The sequence below is a fragment of the Streptacidiphilus monticola genome, assembly GCF_042658505.1.
GTDB classification, from domain to species: domain Bacteria; phylum Actinomycetota; class Actinomycetes; order Streptomycetales; family Streptomycetaceae; genus Streptacidiphilus; species Streptacidiphilus monticola.
In genome coordinates this window covers 21,245-37,896 of record NZ_JBHSQJ010000054.1, presented here as the reverse complement: position 1 = coordinate 37,896, position 16,652 = coordinate 21,245, and the positions used below count along the sequence as shown (strand labels likewise).

Annotated in this window: 17 protein-coding genes and 1 riboswitch; of the genes, 8 read left to right on the top strand and 9 right to left on the bottom strand. The window is 71.9% G+C overall.

The window, feature by feature from the left end; all coding sequences use genetic code 11:
* Nucleotides 1-50 precede the first annotated feature (50 nt).
* The 4 genes from ACFP3V_RS13875 to ACFP3V_RS13860 all read left to right on the top strand — a co-directional run bounded on the left by ACFP3V_RS13875 (nt 51) and on the right by ACFP3V_RS13860 (nt 3,675).
* Nucleotides 51-821 (top strand): GntR family transcriptional regulator, encoded by a 771-nt coding sequence (locus tag ACFP3V_RS13875; RefSeq protein WP_380583289.1) that lies wholly within the window; start codon nt 51-53, stop codon nt 819-821.
* Between the two features lie 127 nt (nt 822-948).
* Nucleotides 949-1,191 carry a DUF3311 domain-containing protein gene (locus tag ACFP3V_RS13870; RefSeq protein WP_380583288.1) on the top strand — a complete coding sequence of 81 codons (243 nt, stop codon included), beginning with the start codon at nt 949-951 and terminating at the stop codon, nt 1,189-1,191.
* Nucleotides 1,188-2,807 (top strand): monocarboxylate uptake permease MctP, encoded by a 1,620-nt coding sequence (gene mctP / locus ACFP3V_RS13865; RefSeq protein WP_380583287.1) that lies wholly within the window; start codon nt 1,188-1,190, stop codon nt 2,805-2,807. Before ACFP3V_RS13870 ends, mctP begins: the two co-directional genes overlap by 4 nt.
* 97 nt (nt 2,808-2,904) lie before the next feature.
* Nucleotides 2,905-3,675 carry a histidine phosphatase family protein gene (locus ACFP3V_RS13860; RefSeq protein ID WP_380583286.1) on the top strand — a complete coding sequence of 257 codons (771 nt, stop codon included), beginning with the start codon at nt 2,905-2,907 and terminating at the stop codon, nt 3,673-3,675.
* Nucleotides 3,676-3,762: 87 nt separating this feature from the next.
* Here the strand turns inward: ACFP3V_RS13860 and ACFP3V_RS13855 are convergent, their stop codons facing one another.
* Nucleotides 3,763-4,506, bottom strand: coding sequence for a hypothetical protein (locus tag ACFP3V_RS13855; RefSeq protein ID WP_380583285.1), 744 nt, complete (start codon nt 4,504-4,506; stop codon nt 3,763-3,765).
* A gap of 71 nt (nt 4,507-4,577) precedes the next feature.
* On the opposite strand from ACFP3V_RS13855, the gene ACFP3V_RS13850 reads away from it, so the two are divergent.
* From ACFP3V_RS13850 to ACFP3V_RS13840, 3 genes are all read left to right on the top strand, one after another.
* Complete coding sequence (locus ACFP3V_RS13850) at nt 4,578-5,093, top strand: GNAT family N-acetyltransferase (protein WP_380583284.1); 516 nt, start codon at nt 4,578-4,580, stop codon at nt 5,091-5,093.
* Nucleotides 5,094-5,137: 44 nt separating this feature from the next.
* A riboswitch (cobalamin riboswitch) is annotated at nt 5,138-5,250 on the top strand.
* 130 nt (nt 5,251-5,380) lie between these two features.
* A complete protein-coding gene (locus ACFP3V_RS13845; RefSeq protein ID WP_380583283.1) occupies nt 5,381-7,735 on the top strand; it encodes a ribonucleoside-diphosphate reductase subunit alpha in 2,355 nt (784 codons plus the stop codon).
* Nucleotides 7,735-8,745 carry a ribonucleotide-diphosphate reductase subunit beta gene (locus ACFP3V_RS13840; protein ID WP_380583282.1) on the top strand — a complete coding sequence of 337 codons (1,011 nt, stop codon included), beginning with the start codon at nt 7,735-7,737 and terminating at the stop codon, nt 8,743-8,745. The genes ACFP3V_RS13845 and ACFP3V_RS13840 overlap by 1 nt, the downstream gene beginning before the upstream one ends.
* A 79-nt stretch (nt 8,746-8,824) precedes the next feature.
* Here ACFP3V_RS13840 and ACFP3V_RS13835 read toward each other — a convergent pair whose 3' ends face one another.
* The 8 genes from ACFP3V_RS13835 to ACFP3V_RS13800 all read right to left on the bottom strand — a co-directional run bounded on the left by ACFP3V_RS13835 (nt 8,825) and on the right by ACFP3V_RS13800 (nt 15,818).
* Nucleotides 8,825-9,463 (bottom strand): vitamin K epoxide reductase family protein, encoded by a 639-nt coding sequence (locus ACFP3V_RS13835; RefSeq protein WP_380583281.1) that lies wholly within the window; start codon nt 9,461-9,463, stop codon nt 8,825-8,827.
* A 55-nt stretch (nt 9,464-9,518) separates the two neighbouring features.
* Nucleotides 9,519-10,118, bottom strand: coding sequence for a peptide deformylase (def, locus tag ACFP3V_RS13830; RefSeq protein WP_380583280.1), 600 nt, complete (start codon nt 10,116-10,118; stop codon nt 9,519-9,521).
* Between the two features lie 178 nt (nt 10,119-10,296).
* Nucleotides 10,297-11,247, bottom strand: a complete 951-nt coding sequence (locus ACFP3V_RS13825) for a tetratricopeptide repeat protein (protein WP_380583279.1) — start codon at nt 11,245-11,247, stop codon at nt 10,297-10,299.
* 189 nt (nt 11,248-11,436) lie between these two features.
* Nucleotides 11,437-12,144, bottom strand: a complete 708-nt coding sequence (locus ACFP3V_RS13820; RefSeq protein WP_380583278.1) for an HD-GYP domain-containing protein — start codon at nt 12,142-12,144, stop codon at nt 11,437-11,439.
* Entirely contained in the window at nt 12,141-13,580 is a 1,440-nt protein-coding gene (locus tag ACFP3V_RS13815; RefSeq protein WP_380583277.1) for an HD-GYP domain-containing protein, read from the bottom strand. Before ACFP3V_RS13815 ends, ACFP3V_RS13820 begins: the two co-directional genes overlap by 4 nt.
* Before the next feature lie 129 nt (nt 13,581-13,709).
* Nucleotides 13,710-14,033: a mycothiol system anti-sigma-R factor gene (rsrA, locus tag ACFP3V_RS13810; RefSeq protein WP_380583276.1), complete on the bottom strand. Its 324-nt coding sequence runs from the start codon at nt 14,031-14,033 to the stop codon at nt 13,710-13,712.
* Nucleotides 14,030-14,692, bottom strand: coding sequence for a sigma-70 family RNA polymerase sigma factor (locus ACFP3V_RS13805; protein ID WP_380583314.1), 663 nt, complete (start codon nt 14,690-14,692; stop codon nt 14,030-14,032). The genes rsrA and ACFP3V_RS13805 overlap by 4 nt, the downstream gene beginning before the upstream one ends.
* Before the next feature lie 370 nt (nt 14,693-15,062).
* Nucleotides 15,063-15,818 carry an SOS response-associated peptidase gene (locus ACFP3V_RS13800; RefSeq protein WP_380583275.1) on the bottom strand — a complete coding sequence of 252 codons (756 nt, stop codon included), beginning with the start codon at nt 15,816-15,818 and terminating at the stop codon, nt 15,063-15,065.
* A gap of 108 nt (nt 15,819-15,926) precedes the next feature.
* On the opposite strand from ACFP3V_RS13800, the gene ACFP3V_RS13795 reads away from it, so the two are divergent.
* Nucleotides 15,927-16,637 (top strand): M50 family metallopeptidase, encoded by a 711-nt coding sequence (locus ACFP3V_RS13795; protein WP_380583274.1) that lies wholly within the window; start codon nt 15,927-15,929, stop codon nt 16,635-16,637.
* Nucleotides 16,638-16,652: the final 15 nt, after the last annotated feature.

Genomic DNA, 16,652 nt, shown 5'->3' with positions numbered 1-16,652 from the left:
GGGAACCGTGACAACATATGGGCACCAGCCCGAGAGGAACGAGAGATCCGATGACGACCGATGGGGGCGTCGGCGTGGAGCCGGCCCAAACGCAGGAAGCCAGCGGCACGGCGCGCGTCCCCAAGTACTACCGGCTCAAGCGGCATCTGCTGCAGATCACGCAGACCCAGGCGCCGGGGACGCCCGTCCCTCCGGAGCGCACGCTCGCGCTGGAGTTCGAGACCTCCCGGACCACCGTGCGTCAGGCGCTGCAGGAGCTGGTGGTCGAGGGCCGACTCGAGCGGATCCAGGGCAAGGGCACCTTCGTGGCCAAGCCGAAGGTGTCCCAGGCACTCCAACTCACCTCGTACACCGAGGACATGCGGGCCCAGGGGCTGGAGCCGACCTCCCGGCTGCTGGAGGTCGGCTACGTCACCGCCGACGACCGGCTGGCCGCGCTGCTGGACATCCGGCCCGGCGGCCGGGTGCTGCGCGTCGAGCGCCTGCGCCTGGCCAACGGCGACCCGATGGCCATCGAGACCGCGCACCTCTCGGCCAAGCGCTTCCCGGCGCTGCGCCGCAATCTGGTCCGGCACAACTCGCTGTACGCGGCGCTGAGCGAGGTCTACGGCGTTTCCGTCGCCGAGGCCGAGGAGACCATCGAGACCTCGCTGGCCACCCCCCGCGAGGCGGGCCTGCTGATGACGGATGTGGGCCTGCCGATGCTGATGCTCTCCCGGCACTCCTTCGACTCCGCCGGCGAGCCCGTGGAGTGGGTGCGCTCGGTCTACCGAGGCGACCGCTACAAGTTCACGGCCCGGCTGCGCCGCCCGGAGGGCTGAGCCGCCCGAGCCGCGACGCCCCCGGTGCCGGGAAAGTTCGCCGACCCTAGTGACGTGTGCCGATCATTGCCCTAGATTCGCCGCTTGACGTTCGGTCAGTACGCCCTCCACCCAGAGGAGTCGCACGTTGAGCAACGAATCGGCACGTCCCCGGCCGCCGGTGGTGACGCCCACACGCATCGTGTGCGCGGTGCTGCTGGCGGCCCCCTTCGTGGCCCTGCTGTGGGTCAGCTCCTATGCCAGGACCACGCCCGAATTCCTCGGCATCCCCTTCTTCTACTGGTACCAGCTGGCCTGGGTCGTGGTCTCCGCGGTCTTCACCGGGATCGCCTACGTCCTCTTCAAGCGTGAGGAGGCGAGGCGTCGATGAAGACCGACTGGGTGGCCCTCACCGTCTGCGTGCTCTTCTTCGCCCTGGTCACGGTGGTGGGCTTCGTCGCCGCCCGGTGGCGCCGCGCGCAGAACGCCCTGCACCTCGACGAATGGGGCCTCGGCGGCCGCAGCTTCGGCACCGTGGTCAGCTGGTTCCTGCTGGGCGGCGACCTCTACACGGCCTACACCTTCATCGCCGTCCCGGCCCTGATCTACGGCGTCGGCGCGCAGGGCTTCTACGCGGTGCCCTACACGATCGTGGCCTGGCCGCTGGTGTTCCTTTTCCTGCCCCGGCTCTGGTCGGTGGCGCGGTCCCACGGCTACGTCACCATGGCCGACTTCGCCCGCGGCCGCTACGGCTCCAGGGGGCTGGCGCTGGCCGTGGCGCTGACCGGAATCCTGGCCACCATGCCCTACATCGCGCTCCAACTGGTGGGCATCCAGGCGGTGTTGGACACCCTGCACGTGGGCGGCTCCAGCAGCTGGGGCAAGGACCTGCCGCTGCTGATCGCCTTCGCGGTGCTGGCGGCCTACACCTACAGCTCGGGCCTGCGGGCTCCGGCGCTGATCGCGTTCGTCAAGGACACGCTGGTCTACATCGTCGTCATCGTCGCGGTCATCTACATCCCGATCCGGCTCGGCGGCTACGGCCACATCTTCCACCAGGCCGCCACCGCCTTCGCGCAACCCAACCCAGCCACCGGCAAGCCGCGCGGCGCCCTGGTCACCGGCCCGCAGGCGCAGTGGGCCTACGCCACCCTGGCGCTGGGCTCGGCGATGGCGCTGTTCATGTACCCGCACTCGGCCACCGGCGTGCTGGCGGCGAAGAGCCGGGACACCGTGCGGCGCAACCTGGCGATCATGCCGGCATATTCGCTGATGCTGGGCCTGCTCTCGCTGCTGGGCTTCATGGCCATCGCGGCCGGCATCGGCAAGGGCGTCAAGGGCTACAACGCCCAGCTGGCGATCCCGCAGCTGTTCGAGCAGCTCTTCCCGTCCTGGTTCGCGGGCGTGGCCTTCGCCGCCATCTCCATCGGGGCGCTGGTGCCCGCGGCCATCATGTCGATCGCGGCGGCCAACCTGTTCACCCGGAACGTCTACAAGGAGTTCCTCAAGCCCGACGCCACGGCGGCGGACGAGACCAAGGTGGCCAAGCTGGTCTCGCTGGTGGTGAAGGTCGGCGCGCTGGGCTTCGTGCTCGGCATCGACAAGCAGTTCTCCATCAACCTGCAGCTGCTGGGCGGCATCTGGATCCTGCAGACCTTCCCGGCGATCGTCGGCGGCCTGTTCTTCCGCTGGTTCCACCGCTGGGCGCTGCTCGCCGGCTGGGCCGCGGGCATGGCCTACGGCACCTGGACGGCGTACGGCGTCCACGCGGCCGGCAAGCCCCACTCGCACTTCGGCGGCAGCGCGGCGAACATCCCGCTGATCGGGCAGACCGGCTACATCGGCGTCACGGCCCTGGTGCTGAACCTGCTGGTGACCGTGGTGCTGACGGTGGTGCTGCGGGCGGTCAAGGCCGGCGACAAGCCGGACGAGACCCGCCCGGAGGACTACCTGGTCGAGGCGGCCGACGAGGCCACCGCGCCGGAGATCGCGCCCCTCGCTACCTGATCACCACCCTGTGCGCCCTACGTCCGGGCCGCCGTCTCCCGCACACTGGGGACGGCGGCCCGTGGCCGTTCCGACACGGAGACACAGGGGGTTGTCTGTGGCACTCACCGATCCGCACCCGCGCCCGCAGCCGCGTCCCTACCCGGCAGCGGCCCGGCGCGGCGCACCGCGGCGGCTCTTCCCCGGCCTCCCCGGCCCGGCCGCGCTCACCGCGGTCCGGCACGGACAGTCGACGGCGAACGCCGCGTTCGCGGCGGCGGAGGCCGCCGGCGCCCTCGACGTCGGCATCACCTGCCGCGACGCCGACCTGCGCCTCACCGCGCGGGGCCGCGCGGAGGCGGCGGCGCTGGGCCGCTGGCTGTGCGGCGGGCGTACCCCGGACAGCGTCTGGGTCTCGCCCTACCTGCGGACGGTGGAGACGGCGGAGATCGCGCTGGCCGAGGTCGCGGCGGCGGGCCTGCCCGAGCCCGGGGTGGTCGTCGAAGAGCGGTTCCGGGACCGGGAGTTGGGCATCCTGGAGATGCTCACCTCGGCGGCGATCGAGCTGCGCCACCCGGAGGAGGCGGAGCGGCGGCGGCGACTCGGCGAACTCCGCTGGCGCCCTCCGGGCGGGGAGTCGCTGGCCGATGTGGCCCTTCGCGTGCGGAGCGCGCTGCGGGACCTGTACGAGTCGGAGCCGGACCGGCGCGTGCTGGTGGTGGCACACGACGCCACGGTTCTGATGCTGCGTCACATCCTCGACGACCTGCCCGAGGAGGAGCTGGCCGGCCTCCCGGCCGTCGCCAACACCAGCGTCACCCACTGGTCCCGCCCCTCCCCTGCGGCGGGCCTGACCCTGACCGCGTGGAACACGCTCCCCCACCTGTAGCTGCACCATCCCCAGGGGCGCTGGGGGCACCCCCGCCCGAAGGGTAGGGGGAGGAACTCGCGCCCCTGAGGTGGGTTGCTCGCGCGGCTACGGGCGCCTGCGGCGCAGGAGGGCCGCGCCGGAGGCGAGGCAGGCGACCGCGCCGGTGCACAGCGCGAGGGTCGAGGTGGCGTCCGCGCCCGTCTCGGCCAACCGCGGTGCGCCAGAGGGGCGGTGGCCGGTACCGACCACGCGGAACACGTGGGGGTCCGACACCCCCACCGGCCACGGCAACGTGGCCCCGGTCCTGTCCGTCAGCGGCGTGAAGCCGACCGACAGCGTCACCCACTCCCCCTTCGGCGCGTCCGCGGGGAACCGCATGCGCAGCCGCACCTGGCTCCTCGCGTGGCCCCTGAGGTCGAGTCCCCCGCGCGGGCCGGCCAGGGCGAGGAGGACGCCCAACTGCACCTTGGCCGGCACCCGTACCCAGTGCCCGCTCCGCCGCCACTGCAACTGCACGCTGTCCGGCCGCAGCCCGCCCTGGCGGGCCGCGTAGGCCAGGACGGTCGTCACCGGGCAGCGCAGCGCCGTCCGGTTGTGGACCCGAAGCCGGAAGGTCGACCAGTGGCGGCCGCCGGCCACGTACCGCCGCCGCAGGCCGGTCAGTCTCATCGACACCGGCAGCGACGACGCCGACGCGGCGCAGGACTTCGGCGCGGCATGCGGGGTGCGGACGGCCTGGACGGGGTGGGCGACCGCGGCCACCGCCGGGACGGCCGGAGCAGCCAGCGCCACCAGGGGGGCCACGGCGCCTGCGGCAGCGAGCTGACGCAGTCTCAGAAAGGGGGTCACCCTCCGAATCTGACACCGGGCCGGCAGGCCCGCAGCGCGGGTGGTCCACCGGGGTCAGGCAGAATGACCCGGTGAGCAGCACCAGCACCGGAATCGTCGTCCGTCCCGTCCGCCCCGCCGAGCTCGAGGAGGTCGGGCACCTCGTGGCCGAGGCCTTCATCGTGGACGGGCACACCGAACGCGGCGGTCGCTACGAGTCGGTGATCCGCGACACGGCCGACCGCGCCGCCCGCGCCGAGCTGCTGGTGGCCGTGGACGAGGAGACCGGCGCCGTCCTCGGCTCGGTGACCTTCGCGCCGCCCGGCTCCGCCTACGCGGACCTCGCGGTGGACGACGAGGGCGAGTTCCGCATGCTCGCGGTGTCCCCCGGTGCCCGCGGCCGCGGGGTCGGCCTGCTGCTGGTCCGCGCGGTCCTCGACCGCGGCCGGGAGCTGGGGCTGTCGCGGATCGTGATGAGCACCCACAAGAGCATGGTCTTCGCCCACCGGATCTACGACCGCGAGGGCTTCGTGCGCACCCCGGACCGGGACTGGTCGCCCGTCCCGGGGGTCGAACTCATGACCTATGCACGGGAACTGACCGACTGACGACACAACATCTGGGGGTGCGTCAGAGACGCCGCCCCTAGATGTATGCTCATCTCGCTGTCGACGCAGGGGAACCCGGTGCGAGTCCGGGACTGCCCCGCAGCGGTGAGCGGCGTTGTCCGCGAGTCCGAATGCCTGCCGACGGTGCACTCCGTCCTGCCTGCGCGGGGTGCTGCACGTCCGGGCCTCGCGGGTGGGCCGGGGATGGCGCTGCGCGCTGCCCTCATGCCCTCGCGCCCTGGTCCGGTGACGACCCGTAGGACCCGGCCGCCGACGAGGAGCGCGACATGACGGACACAGCCGTCCCCACCCTGCCCCAGCAAACGACGGACGTCCCCGACGGCCCCGGCGCCGCGCTGCTGCAGACGCTCACCGAGCGCTCCGCCGACCTCCCCGAGGTGGACCCGGGCAAGGTGGCGGCCGCCGCCCTGCGCGGACGCAGCGCGCGCGCCGACTACGCCGAGCTGCGCGGACTGGCCATCGAGGCCGCCGCCGCGCTGATCGCCGAGGACCCGCAGTACTCCCGGCTCGCCGCCCGGCTGCTCGCCGAGCAGATCCGCGAGGAGGCCGCCGGACAGGGCGCGACCTGCTTCGCCGCCGCCGTCGCCGTCGGCCACCGCGAGGGCCTGATCGGGGACGCCACCGCCGCCTTCGTCGCCGCCCACGCCGACGCGCTGGACGCCGTGATCGACCCGGCCGGGGACGACCGCTTCGAGTACTTCGGCCTGCGCACGGTCTACTCCCGCTACCTGCTCAGGCATCCGATCACCCGTCAGGTCGTCGAGACCCCGCAGCAGTTCATGCTCCGGGTGGCCTGCGGCCTGGAGGTGGGCGGCGACGCGAAGTCCGTCGCCGAGGTGGCCGAGCTGTACGGCCTGATGAGCCGCCTCGACTACCTGCCCTCCTCCCCCACGTTGTTCAACTCCGGCACCCGGCACCCGCAGATGTCCTCCTGCTACCTGCTGGACTCGCCGCTGGACGAGCTGGACTCCATCTACACGCGCTACGCGCAGATCGCCCGGCTGTCCAAGCACGCCGGCGGCATCGGCCTCTCCTACTCGCGGATCCGCTCCCGCGGCAGCCTGATCCGGGGTACCAACGGGCAGTCCAACGGCATCGTCCCGTTCCTGCGCACGCTCGACTCCTCGGTGGCGGCGGTCAACCAGGGCGGCCGCCGCAAGGGCGCCGCCTGCGTCTACCTGGAGACCTGGCACGCGGACATCGAGGAGTTCCTGGAGCTGCGCGACAACACCGGCGAGGAGGCACGGCGCACCCACAACCTCAACCTCGCGCACTGGATCCCGGACGAGTTCATGCGCCGTGTCGAGGCCGACACCGAGTGGTCGCTGTTCTCCCCGGGCGACGTGCCCGAGCTGGTCGACCTGTGGGGTGAGGAGTTCGACGCCGCCTACCGCAAGGCCGAGCAGGCGGGCAAGGCGGTCCGCTCCGTCCCGGCGCGCACGCTCTACGCCCGGATGATGCGCACCCTGGCGCAGACCGGCAACGGCTGGATGACCTTCAAGGACGCCTCCAACCGCGCCGCCAACCAGACGGCCCTGCCCGGTCGCACGGTCCACTCCTCCAACCTGTGCACCGAGATCCTGGAGGTCACCGACGACTCCGAGACCGCCGTGTGCAACCTCGGCTCGGTCAACCTCGGTGCCCACGTGACGAGTTCGGGCGAGATCGACTGGGAGCGGCTGGACGCCACGGTGCGCACGGCCGTCACCTTCCTCGACCGGGTCGTCGACATCAACTTCTACCCGACCCCGGAGGCCGGGGCCTCCAACTCCCGTTGGCGGCCGGTGGGTCTGGGCGTCATGGGGCTGCAGGACGTCTTCTTCAAGCTGCGGCTCGCCTTCGACTCCGCCGAGGCCCGGGCGCTGTCCACGAAGATCGCCGAGCGGATCATGCTGGCCGCCTACGAGACCAGCAGCGACCTGGCGGAGCGCCTGGGCCGCCACCCCGCCTACGCGGAGACGCGGGCGGCCCGCGGTCAGCTGCACGTCGACCACTTCGCCGGCACCGAGCTCGCCTGGCCGGAGCGGTGGGCCGCGCTGCGGGAGCGGATCGCCGGGACCGGGCTGCGCAACTCGCTGCTGCTGGCCATCGCGCCGACGGCGACCATCGCGTCCATCGCCGGCGTCTACGAGTGCATCGAGCCGCAGGTCTCCAACCTGTTCAAGCGGGAGACCCTGAGCGGCGAGTTCCTCCAGGTCAACCCGTACCTGGTCAAGGACCTCAAGCAGCTCGGCCTCTGGCACGCGCTGACCCGCGAGGAGCTGCGCGAGGCCAACGGCTCGGCGCAGGAGATCCCGGGCCTCCCGGCCGAGTTGAAGCAGCTGTACCGCACCGCCTGGGAACTGCCCCAGCGCGCGCTGATCGATCTGGCGGCGGCGCGGATGCCGTTCCTGGACCAGAGCCAGTCGCTCAACCTGTTCATGGCCTCGCCCACCATCGGCAAGCTCAGCTCGATGTACGCGTACGCCTGGAAGGTCGGCCTGAAGACCACCTACTACCTGCGCTCGCGCCCGGCCACCCGGATCGCGCGGGCCGCCACCACGTCCGTTCCGGTGGTGCAGGACGCCGAGGCGATCGCCTGCTCCCTGGAGAACCCCGAGTCCTGCGAGGCCTGCCAGTAATGAGTGACCACAAGAACATTCTCGACCCGGGCTTCGAGCTGACGCTCCGTCCGATGCGGTACCCGGACTTCTACGAGCACTACCGCAACGCCATCAAGAACACCTGGACCGTGGAGGAGGTGGACCTGCACTCCGACGTGGCCGACCTGGCCAAGCTCAGCGAGGGCGAGCGCCACCTGCTCGGCCGGCTCGTCGCCTTCTTCGCGACCGGCGACTCGATCGTGGCGAACAACCTGGTGCTGACGCTCTACAAGCACATCAACTCGCCCGAGGCGCGGCTGTACCTGTCCCGCCAGCTGTTCGAGGAGGCCGTGCACGTCCAGTTCTACCTGACGCTGCTCGACACCTACCTGCCCGACCCTGAGGACCGGGCTGCGGCGTTCGCGGCGGTGGAGAACATCCCCTCGATCCGCGAGAAGGCGCAGTTCTGCTTCCGCTGGATCAACGAGGTCGAGAAGCTCGACAGCCTGCAGACCAAGGAGGACCGGCGTCGGTTCCTGCTCAACCTGATCTGCTTCGCCGCGTGCATCGAAGGACTCTTCTTCTACGGGGCGTTCGCGTACGTGTACTGGTTCCGCAGCCGCGGCCTGCTGCACGGCCTGGCGACCGGCACCAACTGGGTGTTCCGCGACGAGTCCATGCACATGGACTTCGCCTTCCAGGTCGTCGACACGGTGCGGGCCGAGGAGCCCGAGCTGTTCGACGAGGAGATGGGCCGTCAGATCACGCAGATGCTGGAGGAGGCGGTCGAGGCCGAGCTCCAGTTCGCGCGGGACCTGTGCGGCGACGGTCTGCCCGGCATGAACACCGAGTCGATGCGGCAGTACCTGGAGTGCGTCGCGGACCAGCGGCTGGCCCGCCTCGGCCTCCCGGTGCGGTACGGCTCGGAGAACCCGTTCGCCTTCATGGAGCTGCAGAACGTCCAGGAGCTGACCAACTTCTTCGAGCGCCGGGTCTCCGCCTACCAGGTGGCCGTCGAGGGCTCGGTCAGCTTCGACGACGACTTCTAGTCCGCACCCCTCACGTCGCGGACGACGCGGTGCTGCTGCGCAACCGTCTTGCGCAGCAGCACCGTTGGCCACCGGGCGGTCAGACGAGGGTGCGCCAGTAGGACCAGAAGCGGACCAGCACCATGCCGATGATCACCAGGTACCAGAGCAGCGGCCCGAACCAGTGCAGCGTCAGCACCGCGTCGAGGCTGTCACGCCAGGAGGCGGGCGTGGGGATGATCCCGTGCCTGAGGTTGTGCAGGGTGACGTACCAGAACATCGGGAAGATGACCGCCCAGACCACCATGCAGTAGGGGCAGAGCGCGCCGATGCTGTACAGCGACTGGGTGACCAGCCAGCAGATCAGCACGAGCCCCGCGAGCGTGCCGATGTTCAGCCCGATCCAGTACCAGCGCCGGTAGCGGGCCCCCGCCAGCAGCCCGAACCCGACGGCCAGGGTGACCGCGAAGCCGGCGATGCCCAGCAGCGGGTTCGGGAAGCCGAAGACCGCGGCCTGGTGGGTGGTCATCACGTTGCCGCAGCTGATGATCGGGTTGAGGTTGCAGCTGGGACGGTACCCGGGCTGGGTGAACAGCTTGAACCGCTCGTAGGTGAGCGTGAACGAGGCGACGAACCCCAGGGCCGAGGTGATGATCAGGAACCAGGTCATCGCCCGGCCCGCGCCGACGCCCCTGGTGGCCGTCTGCCGGTCCTGGTCGTCCAGGTCAACGGAGGTCATGACCCCAAGGATCTCCCACCGGGGCGTCAGGCGCGGATAAGCCCGTGTCGGTGGGTCAGTCGTTCGGGACCGTCTGGTACTTGGGGGTGCTCTCCGCCATCTGCCGCAGGGCGTCCTTGCGGTCGCGCTTGGACAGGCGGTCGATGTAGAGGTACCCGTTGAGGTGGTCGGTCTCGTGCTGCAGGCAGCGGGCGAAGAAGCCGGTCCCCTCGACGACGATGTCCTTGCCGTGCACGTCCTGACCACGAACCACGGCGTAGTCGGGACGCGGCAGCTCGGCGTAGGCGCCGGGCACGGACAGGCAGCCCTCGTTCCCGTCGTCCAGCACCCGCCGGGACGGCTCGAGGTCGTCCAGCACCGGGTTGACCACGACGCCGATGTGCCGGACGTTGTCGTCGTCCGGGCAGTCGTAGACGAAGACGCGCTGGTCGACGCCGATCTGGTTCGCCGCGAGGCCGACGCCGTCGGCGGCGTACATGCTGACGAACATGTCGTCCACGAGGGCCTGCAGCTCGGGCCCGAACTCGGTGACGGTGGCACAGGGGTGGTGCAGCACCGGGTTCCCGACGACGGTGATCGGCCGCACCGTCCCCTTCGACCGGTCCGGCTCCTCGCCGACCACCTTCATCTCGACCTGCTCGACCTCGTCCGTCATCCCGATCCTCGCTCGAAGCTGCACCTTTCGCCCCCAACAGTAACCACCCGGTGAGGGGCGCGAGGAACTGCGCGAGCAACCCACCACTCGCGGAGGTCCGTCCCCGATCAACGGTCGAACCTCTTTGGGTGGTGGGTTGCTCGCGTAGTTCCTCGCGTGCCTGCGGGGGTGACCGGAGTCAGCAGACCTCTTCCAGGTCCCGGTAGGCCCGCGCCTCCGGCGCGGCCGCGGCCCAGCGGTCCAGGAGCCGCCGCACGAGGTGCGCCGGGGCGGCCACACCGCACTCCCGCTCGGGGATCCACAGCTCCCCGCCGTGCGACAGGTGGCCCAGCTGGCCGTCGTCGTGGGGGTCGTGATGCTCCGTGTGGCCGTCGTCGGCGGCCATCCTGCTCTCCGAGCAGGCCCGGCAGAGCAGCCGGACGCTCGACGTCCAGTCCTCGGCCGCGTAGCCGGCCTCCGAGACCAGGCGTTCCAGGGCGTCCCGGTCCTCCTCCGTCGCGGCCTGGACCAGCACGACGTACGTCGGCACGGGGGACGGCGCCCACAGCTCGATCTCGTCGAACACCGGGTAGGGCACCCCGTCCGCCACCCGCTCCCCGTGCGGGGCACCGTCGTGCAGGACGACCTCGCCCCAGCGGCGGCCGGAGGACGGCAACGGGATGGACAGCACCTCGACCCGGGCCGGGTCGAGCCGGCGGCCCCAGACGACCTCGGACTCGCCCTGCGGCGACAGCCGCACCGGCGTCGTGCCGAAGTCCAGCGACAGCGGGCCCTCGCCCGTCGGCACCCGCAGCCCGTAGGCCTGCCAGGCACGGCGGGCCAGCGCCCAGTCCTGGAGGGCGGTGGCGGCGATGCCCAGGTTCCACCAGTCGGGGGCGCCGTGGTCGCGGTCGAGCAGCGCCACGGCCCGCAGACCGGCCGTCCGGGCGGACTCCCAGTCGCGGCGGAACTTGTGCAGCAGCGCCAGGTTGAACCAGGAGTCGGACAGCCAGGGCTCCAGGTCCGCGGCGCGGACCAGCAGCGCTCCGGCGTCGTCGAGGCGACCGTCGCCGATGAGCGTGAAGGCCCGGTCGGTCGTCTGCCGCCAGGTGGCGGACGGCCTCTGCCGTGCTCGGTTGAAGATCTTCACCTCGGCCTGCCCACTCGTCGGTCCGGAGATGCCCCCGGCTGCACGCTACGTCCCCTCACGCAGCACCGCTATGCGTAGCTGCGTATGCCCCTTGCTACCGCACTCTGCCCGGCGAGCGAGTCGACGAATCGACCCATCGCCATGCTCACCCCTGCATCCAATCACGTCCTCCGGTCGCGCCGCTGCCGACTATCGAGGAGAGGCCGGTTCGGCCACCCGGGCGAGGACTGCCACCACTCGGGGGTCGTACTCGCCTTGCCTGGCACCGCGCCGCAGTTGGGCCAGGACCTCGGCGCGACGGGCCGGGCCCGGGTCGTCGCTGGCCAGGTCGTCGAAGTCGTTGACGACGCGTAGGATCCGTGTGGCCAGCGGGAGTTCGGCCGCACCCGAGGCCGCGTCGGTCGCCGCCGGCTCACCCAACTGGGCCACCACCGCTGCGACTTCGGGGGCGACCCCGCTCTGCCGGACCACCTCGCTGCCGAGCCGGGCGATCCGTCGGCGCTCCTCCCGCGAGAGCAGCGCGGTGGCGCCGCCGGGCACCGGGTCGACGAGCGAGAGCTGGCCGACGTCGTGCATCAGCGCGGCCTGCTCCAGCGTCCGCAGAGCTGGTCCACGCAGGCCGAGCTCGCGCCCCACGGCGTGCGCCGTGGCGCAGACCCGGCGCGCATGGCCCGGAAGGGTGTATCCGGCCAGTTCGGTCGCCCGGGCGAGGGAGTCGACCGTCTGGGCCACCGTGCGCCGGGCCTGCAGGCCGCGGCGCACCGGCAACCAGGCGATCAGCGCCACCGCACCGACGAGGGGCAGCCCCCAGAGGCCCGTCGCGTCCACGGCCGCCGCCAGCAGCCCGGCCACCAGCAGGACCAGGCCCACGGCCCGGAACCGGCAGTCCGACCTCACCGCCGCTCCCGCACCGGCGCGGACCGGGCGGCGGGCAGCCCCAGCGGCAGGTCCGGGGCGTCGGCGTCGCCGGGCGCGGCCGGGGCCGGCTGCCAGGGCTCCACGGCCAGGGCGCGGACCAGGGCGTCGACCATCCGGGGGTCGAACTGGCTGCCCGCGCAGCGCTCCAGCTCGGCCACGGCCTCGGGCACCGGCCGGCCGCGGCGGTAGGAGCGGGTGGAGGTCATCGAGTCGAAGGCGTCGGCCACCGCGATCACCCGGGCGAACTCGGGGATCTGTTCCCCCGCCAGGCCCATCGGGTAACCGCGGCCGTCCATCCGCTCGTGGTGGTGCAGGATCCCCGCCCGGGCCTCGCCGAGCGCGTCGATGCCGCGGACCATCTCGTGCCCGTAGCCGGGGTGCCGCTCGACCGCGGCGAACTCCGCGTCGCTGAGCGGGCCGCTCTTGCGCAGCACGCGGGTGGGCACGCCCAGCTTGCCGACGTCGTGCAGGATGCCCGCGACCCGCAGCGAGGCGACGCGCTCCTCGGCCATCCGCAGCTCACGGGCGATCAGCACGGCGGCCCGGCTGACCCGTTCGCTGTGCCCGCGGGTGTAGGTGTCCTTGATCTCGACGGCCTGGACCAGGGCCCGCACGGCGGCCTGGTGCGCCGCGCGGCCGCGTCGGGCGTGGGAGTCGGAGAGCACCGCGGCGAGTAGCACCAGTGCGACGAGCAGTACCGGCCACGGGCCCAACTCCCCCGCCCAGAGCAGCGCGACGAGCAGTGCGGCCAGCCCCTGGGGCAGTGCCATCGGCAGGGTGCCCAGCAGCAGCCGGGCCGTCCCGGCGAGCCAGGCGGTGCGCTCGGCCAGCGCGCGGACGGCACCGAGGAGTAACGCTCCTGCGGCGCAGAACGCCAGCGCGGCGGCCGGAGCGTCCACCAGCAGTGCGGGGAACCGGAGTTCGCGCAGCGAGCGGGGGCCGCCGAGGGCGCCGAACACGGCGGACGCGACGCCTGCCGCCAGACCCAGCTGTCCGGCGTTCCACGCCTGCCGCAGCCGTCCTGCGGTGGGTACCAGCAGCGCACCCGGGACGACCGCGAGGACGGCGCTGCCGGGGGGCAGCAGCAGTGCGGCCGCCAGCGTCAGCGGCAGACAGGCCGTCAGTCCCTCGGGCGCGGCGGCGAGTTGGGGCCGGGCGAGTACGACGGTCCCGGCGAAGAGCAGCGCCGTGCCGGCCAGGGTGACCGGCGGCCCCGGCTCACCGGCGAGCAGGGCGCAGCCGAGCGCGCAGAGCGTGGTGACCCCGACGAAGACCCGCGAGGTCGTGGTCCTGGTGTCGATCGCGGGCCTCCGCTGTTCTCCCGAGAGGCGGGCTGCCCCTGTGCGGGAGCTTAGGGATCGGAAGCGGCCCCGCACCGGCGTCTTACCCGATCGAGTGAACCAGCGGTGGCTCACCCGGGGCCCTGCATACCCGTGGCCCCGGACATTGATGCCCAGGGCCACGAACCAATCTGCCGGGTACGCGACGTGTTGACGCGTCAGGTTGACCGGCTGCGCCCGCCGAGCGGGCGCAGCACCGGCCGACTACTCGCTCGCCGACTCCGCGACGAACACGGCGGCGTCACCGGTGACCAGTTCGCCCTCCACCGGCAGGCCGGCCCGGATCCGCTCGATCCGCGCCAGCACCTTGCCGCGCAGGTCCGCCGGGGCGGTGTCACAGCCGCAGGACCGCTTCACCAGCGCCTTGATCGCCTGCTCCAGCCCGTACTTGTCCAGGCAGGGGGCGCACTCGTCGAGGTGCTGCTTCAGCTTGGCGCAGTCGCCCTCGCCCATCTCGTTGTCGAGGTACTCGTAGAGATGGTCGAGGACTTCACCGCAGGGGGTCTCGTGGTGGTTGCCGCAGCTCATGAGTCCGCGCCTTTCGTGTCGTCCCCGGCGCCGGAGCCGGCGGGGACCAGCCCGCGGTCGCGGGCGTAGTCCTCGAGCAGCGAGCGCAACTGGCGCCGGCCGCGGTGCAGTCGGGACATCACCGTGCCGATGGGTGTCCCCATGATGTCGGCAATCTCCTTGTAGGCGAAGCCCTCGACGTCGGCCAGATACACGGCGATGCGGAATTCCTCCGGGATCGCCTGCAGGGCCTCCTTGACGTCGCTGTCGGGGAGATGGTCGAGCGCCTGCGCCTCGGCGGAGCGCAGGCCGGTGGACATGTGCGACTCCGCCCGCGCCAGCTGCCAGTCCTCGATCTCGTCGGCACCGGTGCGCTGCGGCTCGCGCTGCTTCTTCCGGTACGAGTTGATGAAGGTGTTGGTCAGGATGCGGTAGAGCCACGCCTTGAGGTTCGTGCCCTCACGGAACTGGTGGAAGGACGCGAACGCCTTGGCGAACGTCTCCTGGAGCAGGTCCTCGGCGTCTGCGGGGTTGCGCGTCATGCGCAGCGCAGCGGAGTACAGCTGGTCCAGGTAGCCCAGGGCGTCCCGCTCGAAGCGCGCGGAGCGCTCCGCCTCGGTCTCCTCAGCGGCGGCAGCGGTAGTACCGGGCTGCTCCTCGGTCGCGGCGACCGGACCCACCTCCTCAGGCACGAAGACGCGGTCCGCGACGGCGGACCCGCTCGTGAAGGAGACTATCGGGCTTGCGGGCTTGCCGCCCGCAAGGGGCCACTCGCCCCAGCTCAGGACCGTTGCGGAGTCCTGTCCTGGGCGGGCGGGGCATGCAGCTGCGACCATGTGCGCGCGCCTTCCGGGTGCGGTTTTCACTGACGAAGACGACAACCCCGGACGGGGTCCGGTCATTCCCCACGTCGCCGTTGCACCTCAGGGGCGCGAGGAACTGCGCGATCGGCCCACCACCCGCGGAGGTCCGACCCCATCGGCGGGACGAACCTCCCCGAGCGGTGTGTTACTCGCGCGGTTCCTCGCGCCCCTGAAGGGTGCTGCAGGGTCAGAAGAGTTTGTCGGCCGAGGGGTCCACGGGGGCGAGGAGGTGGGGGCCGTTGTTGCGGATGTTGCCCACCGCGGGGGACACCGGGCGGATCTCCATGAGGCCCCGCGGGGGCGGCGCCAGCAGGGCCCGGGCCTCCTCCGCCGTGTCGATCGCGGGGTCGAGCCAGGCGTCCCAGCGGTCCGGCGGGAGGATCAGCGGCATGCGCGGGTGTATCCCCGCCAGCTCGGGCTCGGCCTCCGTCGTCACGACGGCGCAGGTGGCCCACCAGGCGTCGGGGTGGCCGTCCGGCTTGCCGCGGTCGCGCCAGAACTCGAAGAGCCCGGCGAACGCGGCGACCGAACCGTCCTTCGGCGTGATGAAGTACGGCTGCTTCGGGCCCCGCTTCTTCGCCTCGGGCCCCTCGGGCGTGAACCACTCGTAGTAGCCGTCCGCCGGGAGCAGGCAGCGGCGGGAGGCGAGGGCGCGGCGGTACGCGGGCTTCTCGTGGACGGTCTCGGCCCGGGCGTTGATCATCTTGACCGCGGTGTCCGGGCTCTCCGCCCACGAGGGCACCAACCCCCAGCGGAGCACCCGCAGTTGACGCACCGGTTCGGGACCCGCGCCCTTGAGCGGCCGCTGCACGACCGCGTGCACCGGCTTGGTCGGCGCGATGTTCCAGTCCTCGGCCAGGGCCTCCGTCGGCTCCCAGTGGGCGATGCCGAACAGTTCGACGAGATCCTCGGGCTTCCGGCTGGAGGCATAGCGACCGCACATGCGGCCCAAGACTAGAGGGCTGCCCGAACCGGCGGTTGGCCTTTCGGCGTCCTGGCGTGCGAGGCTCCCTGTCCTTCCGACCGTCACTCGATGAGGTGAACCGAGGCGATGCACCCGCACAGCGTCAGCGATGTCTGGAACCTGGTGACCGGTGTGCAGCCGGCTCCGGCCACGACGGTGGTCTGGGGCACGGCCGCCGTGGCGCTGGTCGTCGTGGTGGTGCGGGGGCTGTGGCACTGGACCCGCAACATCGTCACCATCGCGCACGAGGGGGGCCACGCACTGCTCGCGGTGCTGACGCGCCGTCGGCTGCACGGGATCCGGCTGCACTCGGACACCTCCGGGCTCACGGTCTCCTCCGGGAAGCCGCACGGTCCCGGCATGGTGCTGACGGCCGCAGCGGGGTACGTCGCGCCCTCGTTGCTGGGGCTGGGCGGCGCGTGGCTGATCGCGGCCGGGCATGTGGCGGGGCTGCTGTGGAGCGTCGTCGCCCTCCTCGTCGCCGTGCTGGTGATGGTGCGGAACGCGTACGGCCTGCTGTCGGTGCTGGTGACCGGAGCGGTCTGCTTCGCGGTGACCTGGTACGGCAGTGTGGACGTGCAGAGCGCCTTCGCCTATCTCGCGGTGTGGTTCCTCCTGGTGGCGGGTGTCCGCCCGGTCCTGGAGCTGCAGAGCAAGCGCGCCAACGGCGGCGCGAGGGACTCGGACGCGGACCAGCTGGGCAGGCTGACCAGGACCCCGGGCTTCCTGTGGGTCCTCTTCTTCATGGTGGTGGCGCTGGGGTCGCTGGCCGTGGGCGCCCGTCTGCTGCTCCGCTGACGCGCGAGCAGCCGG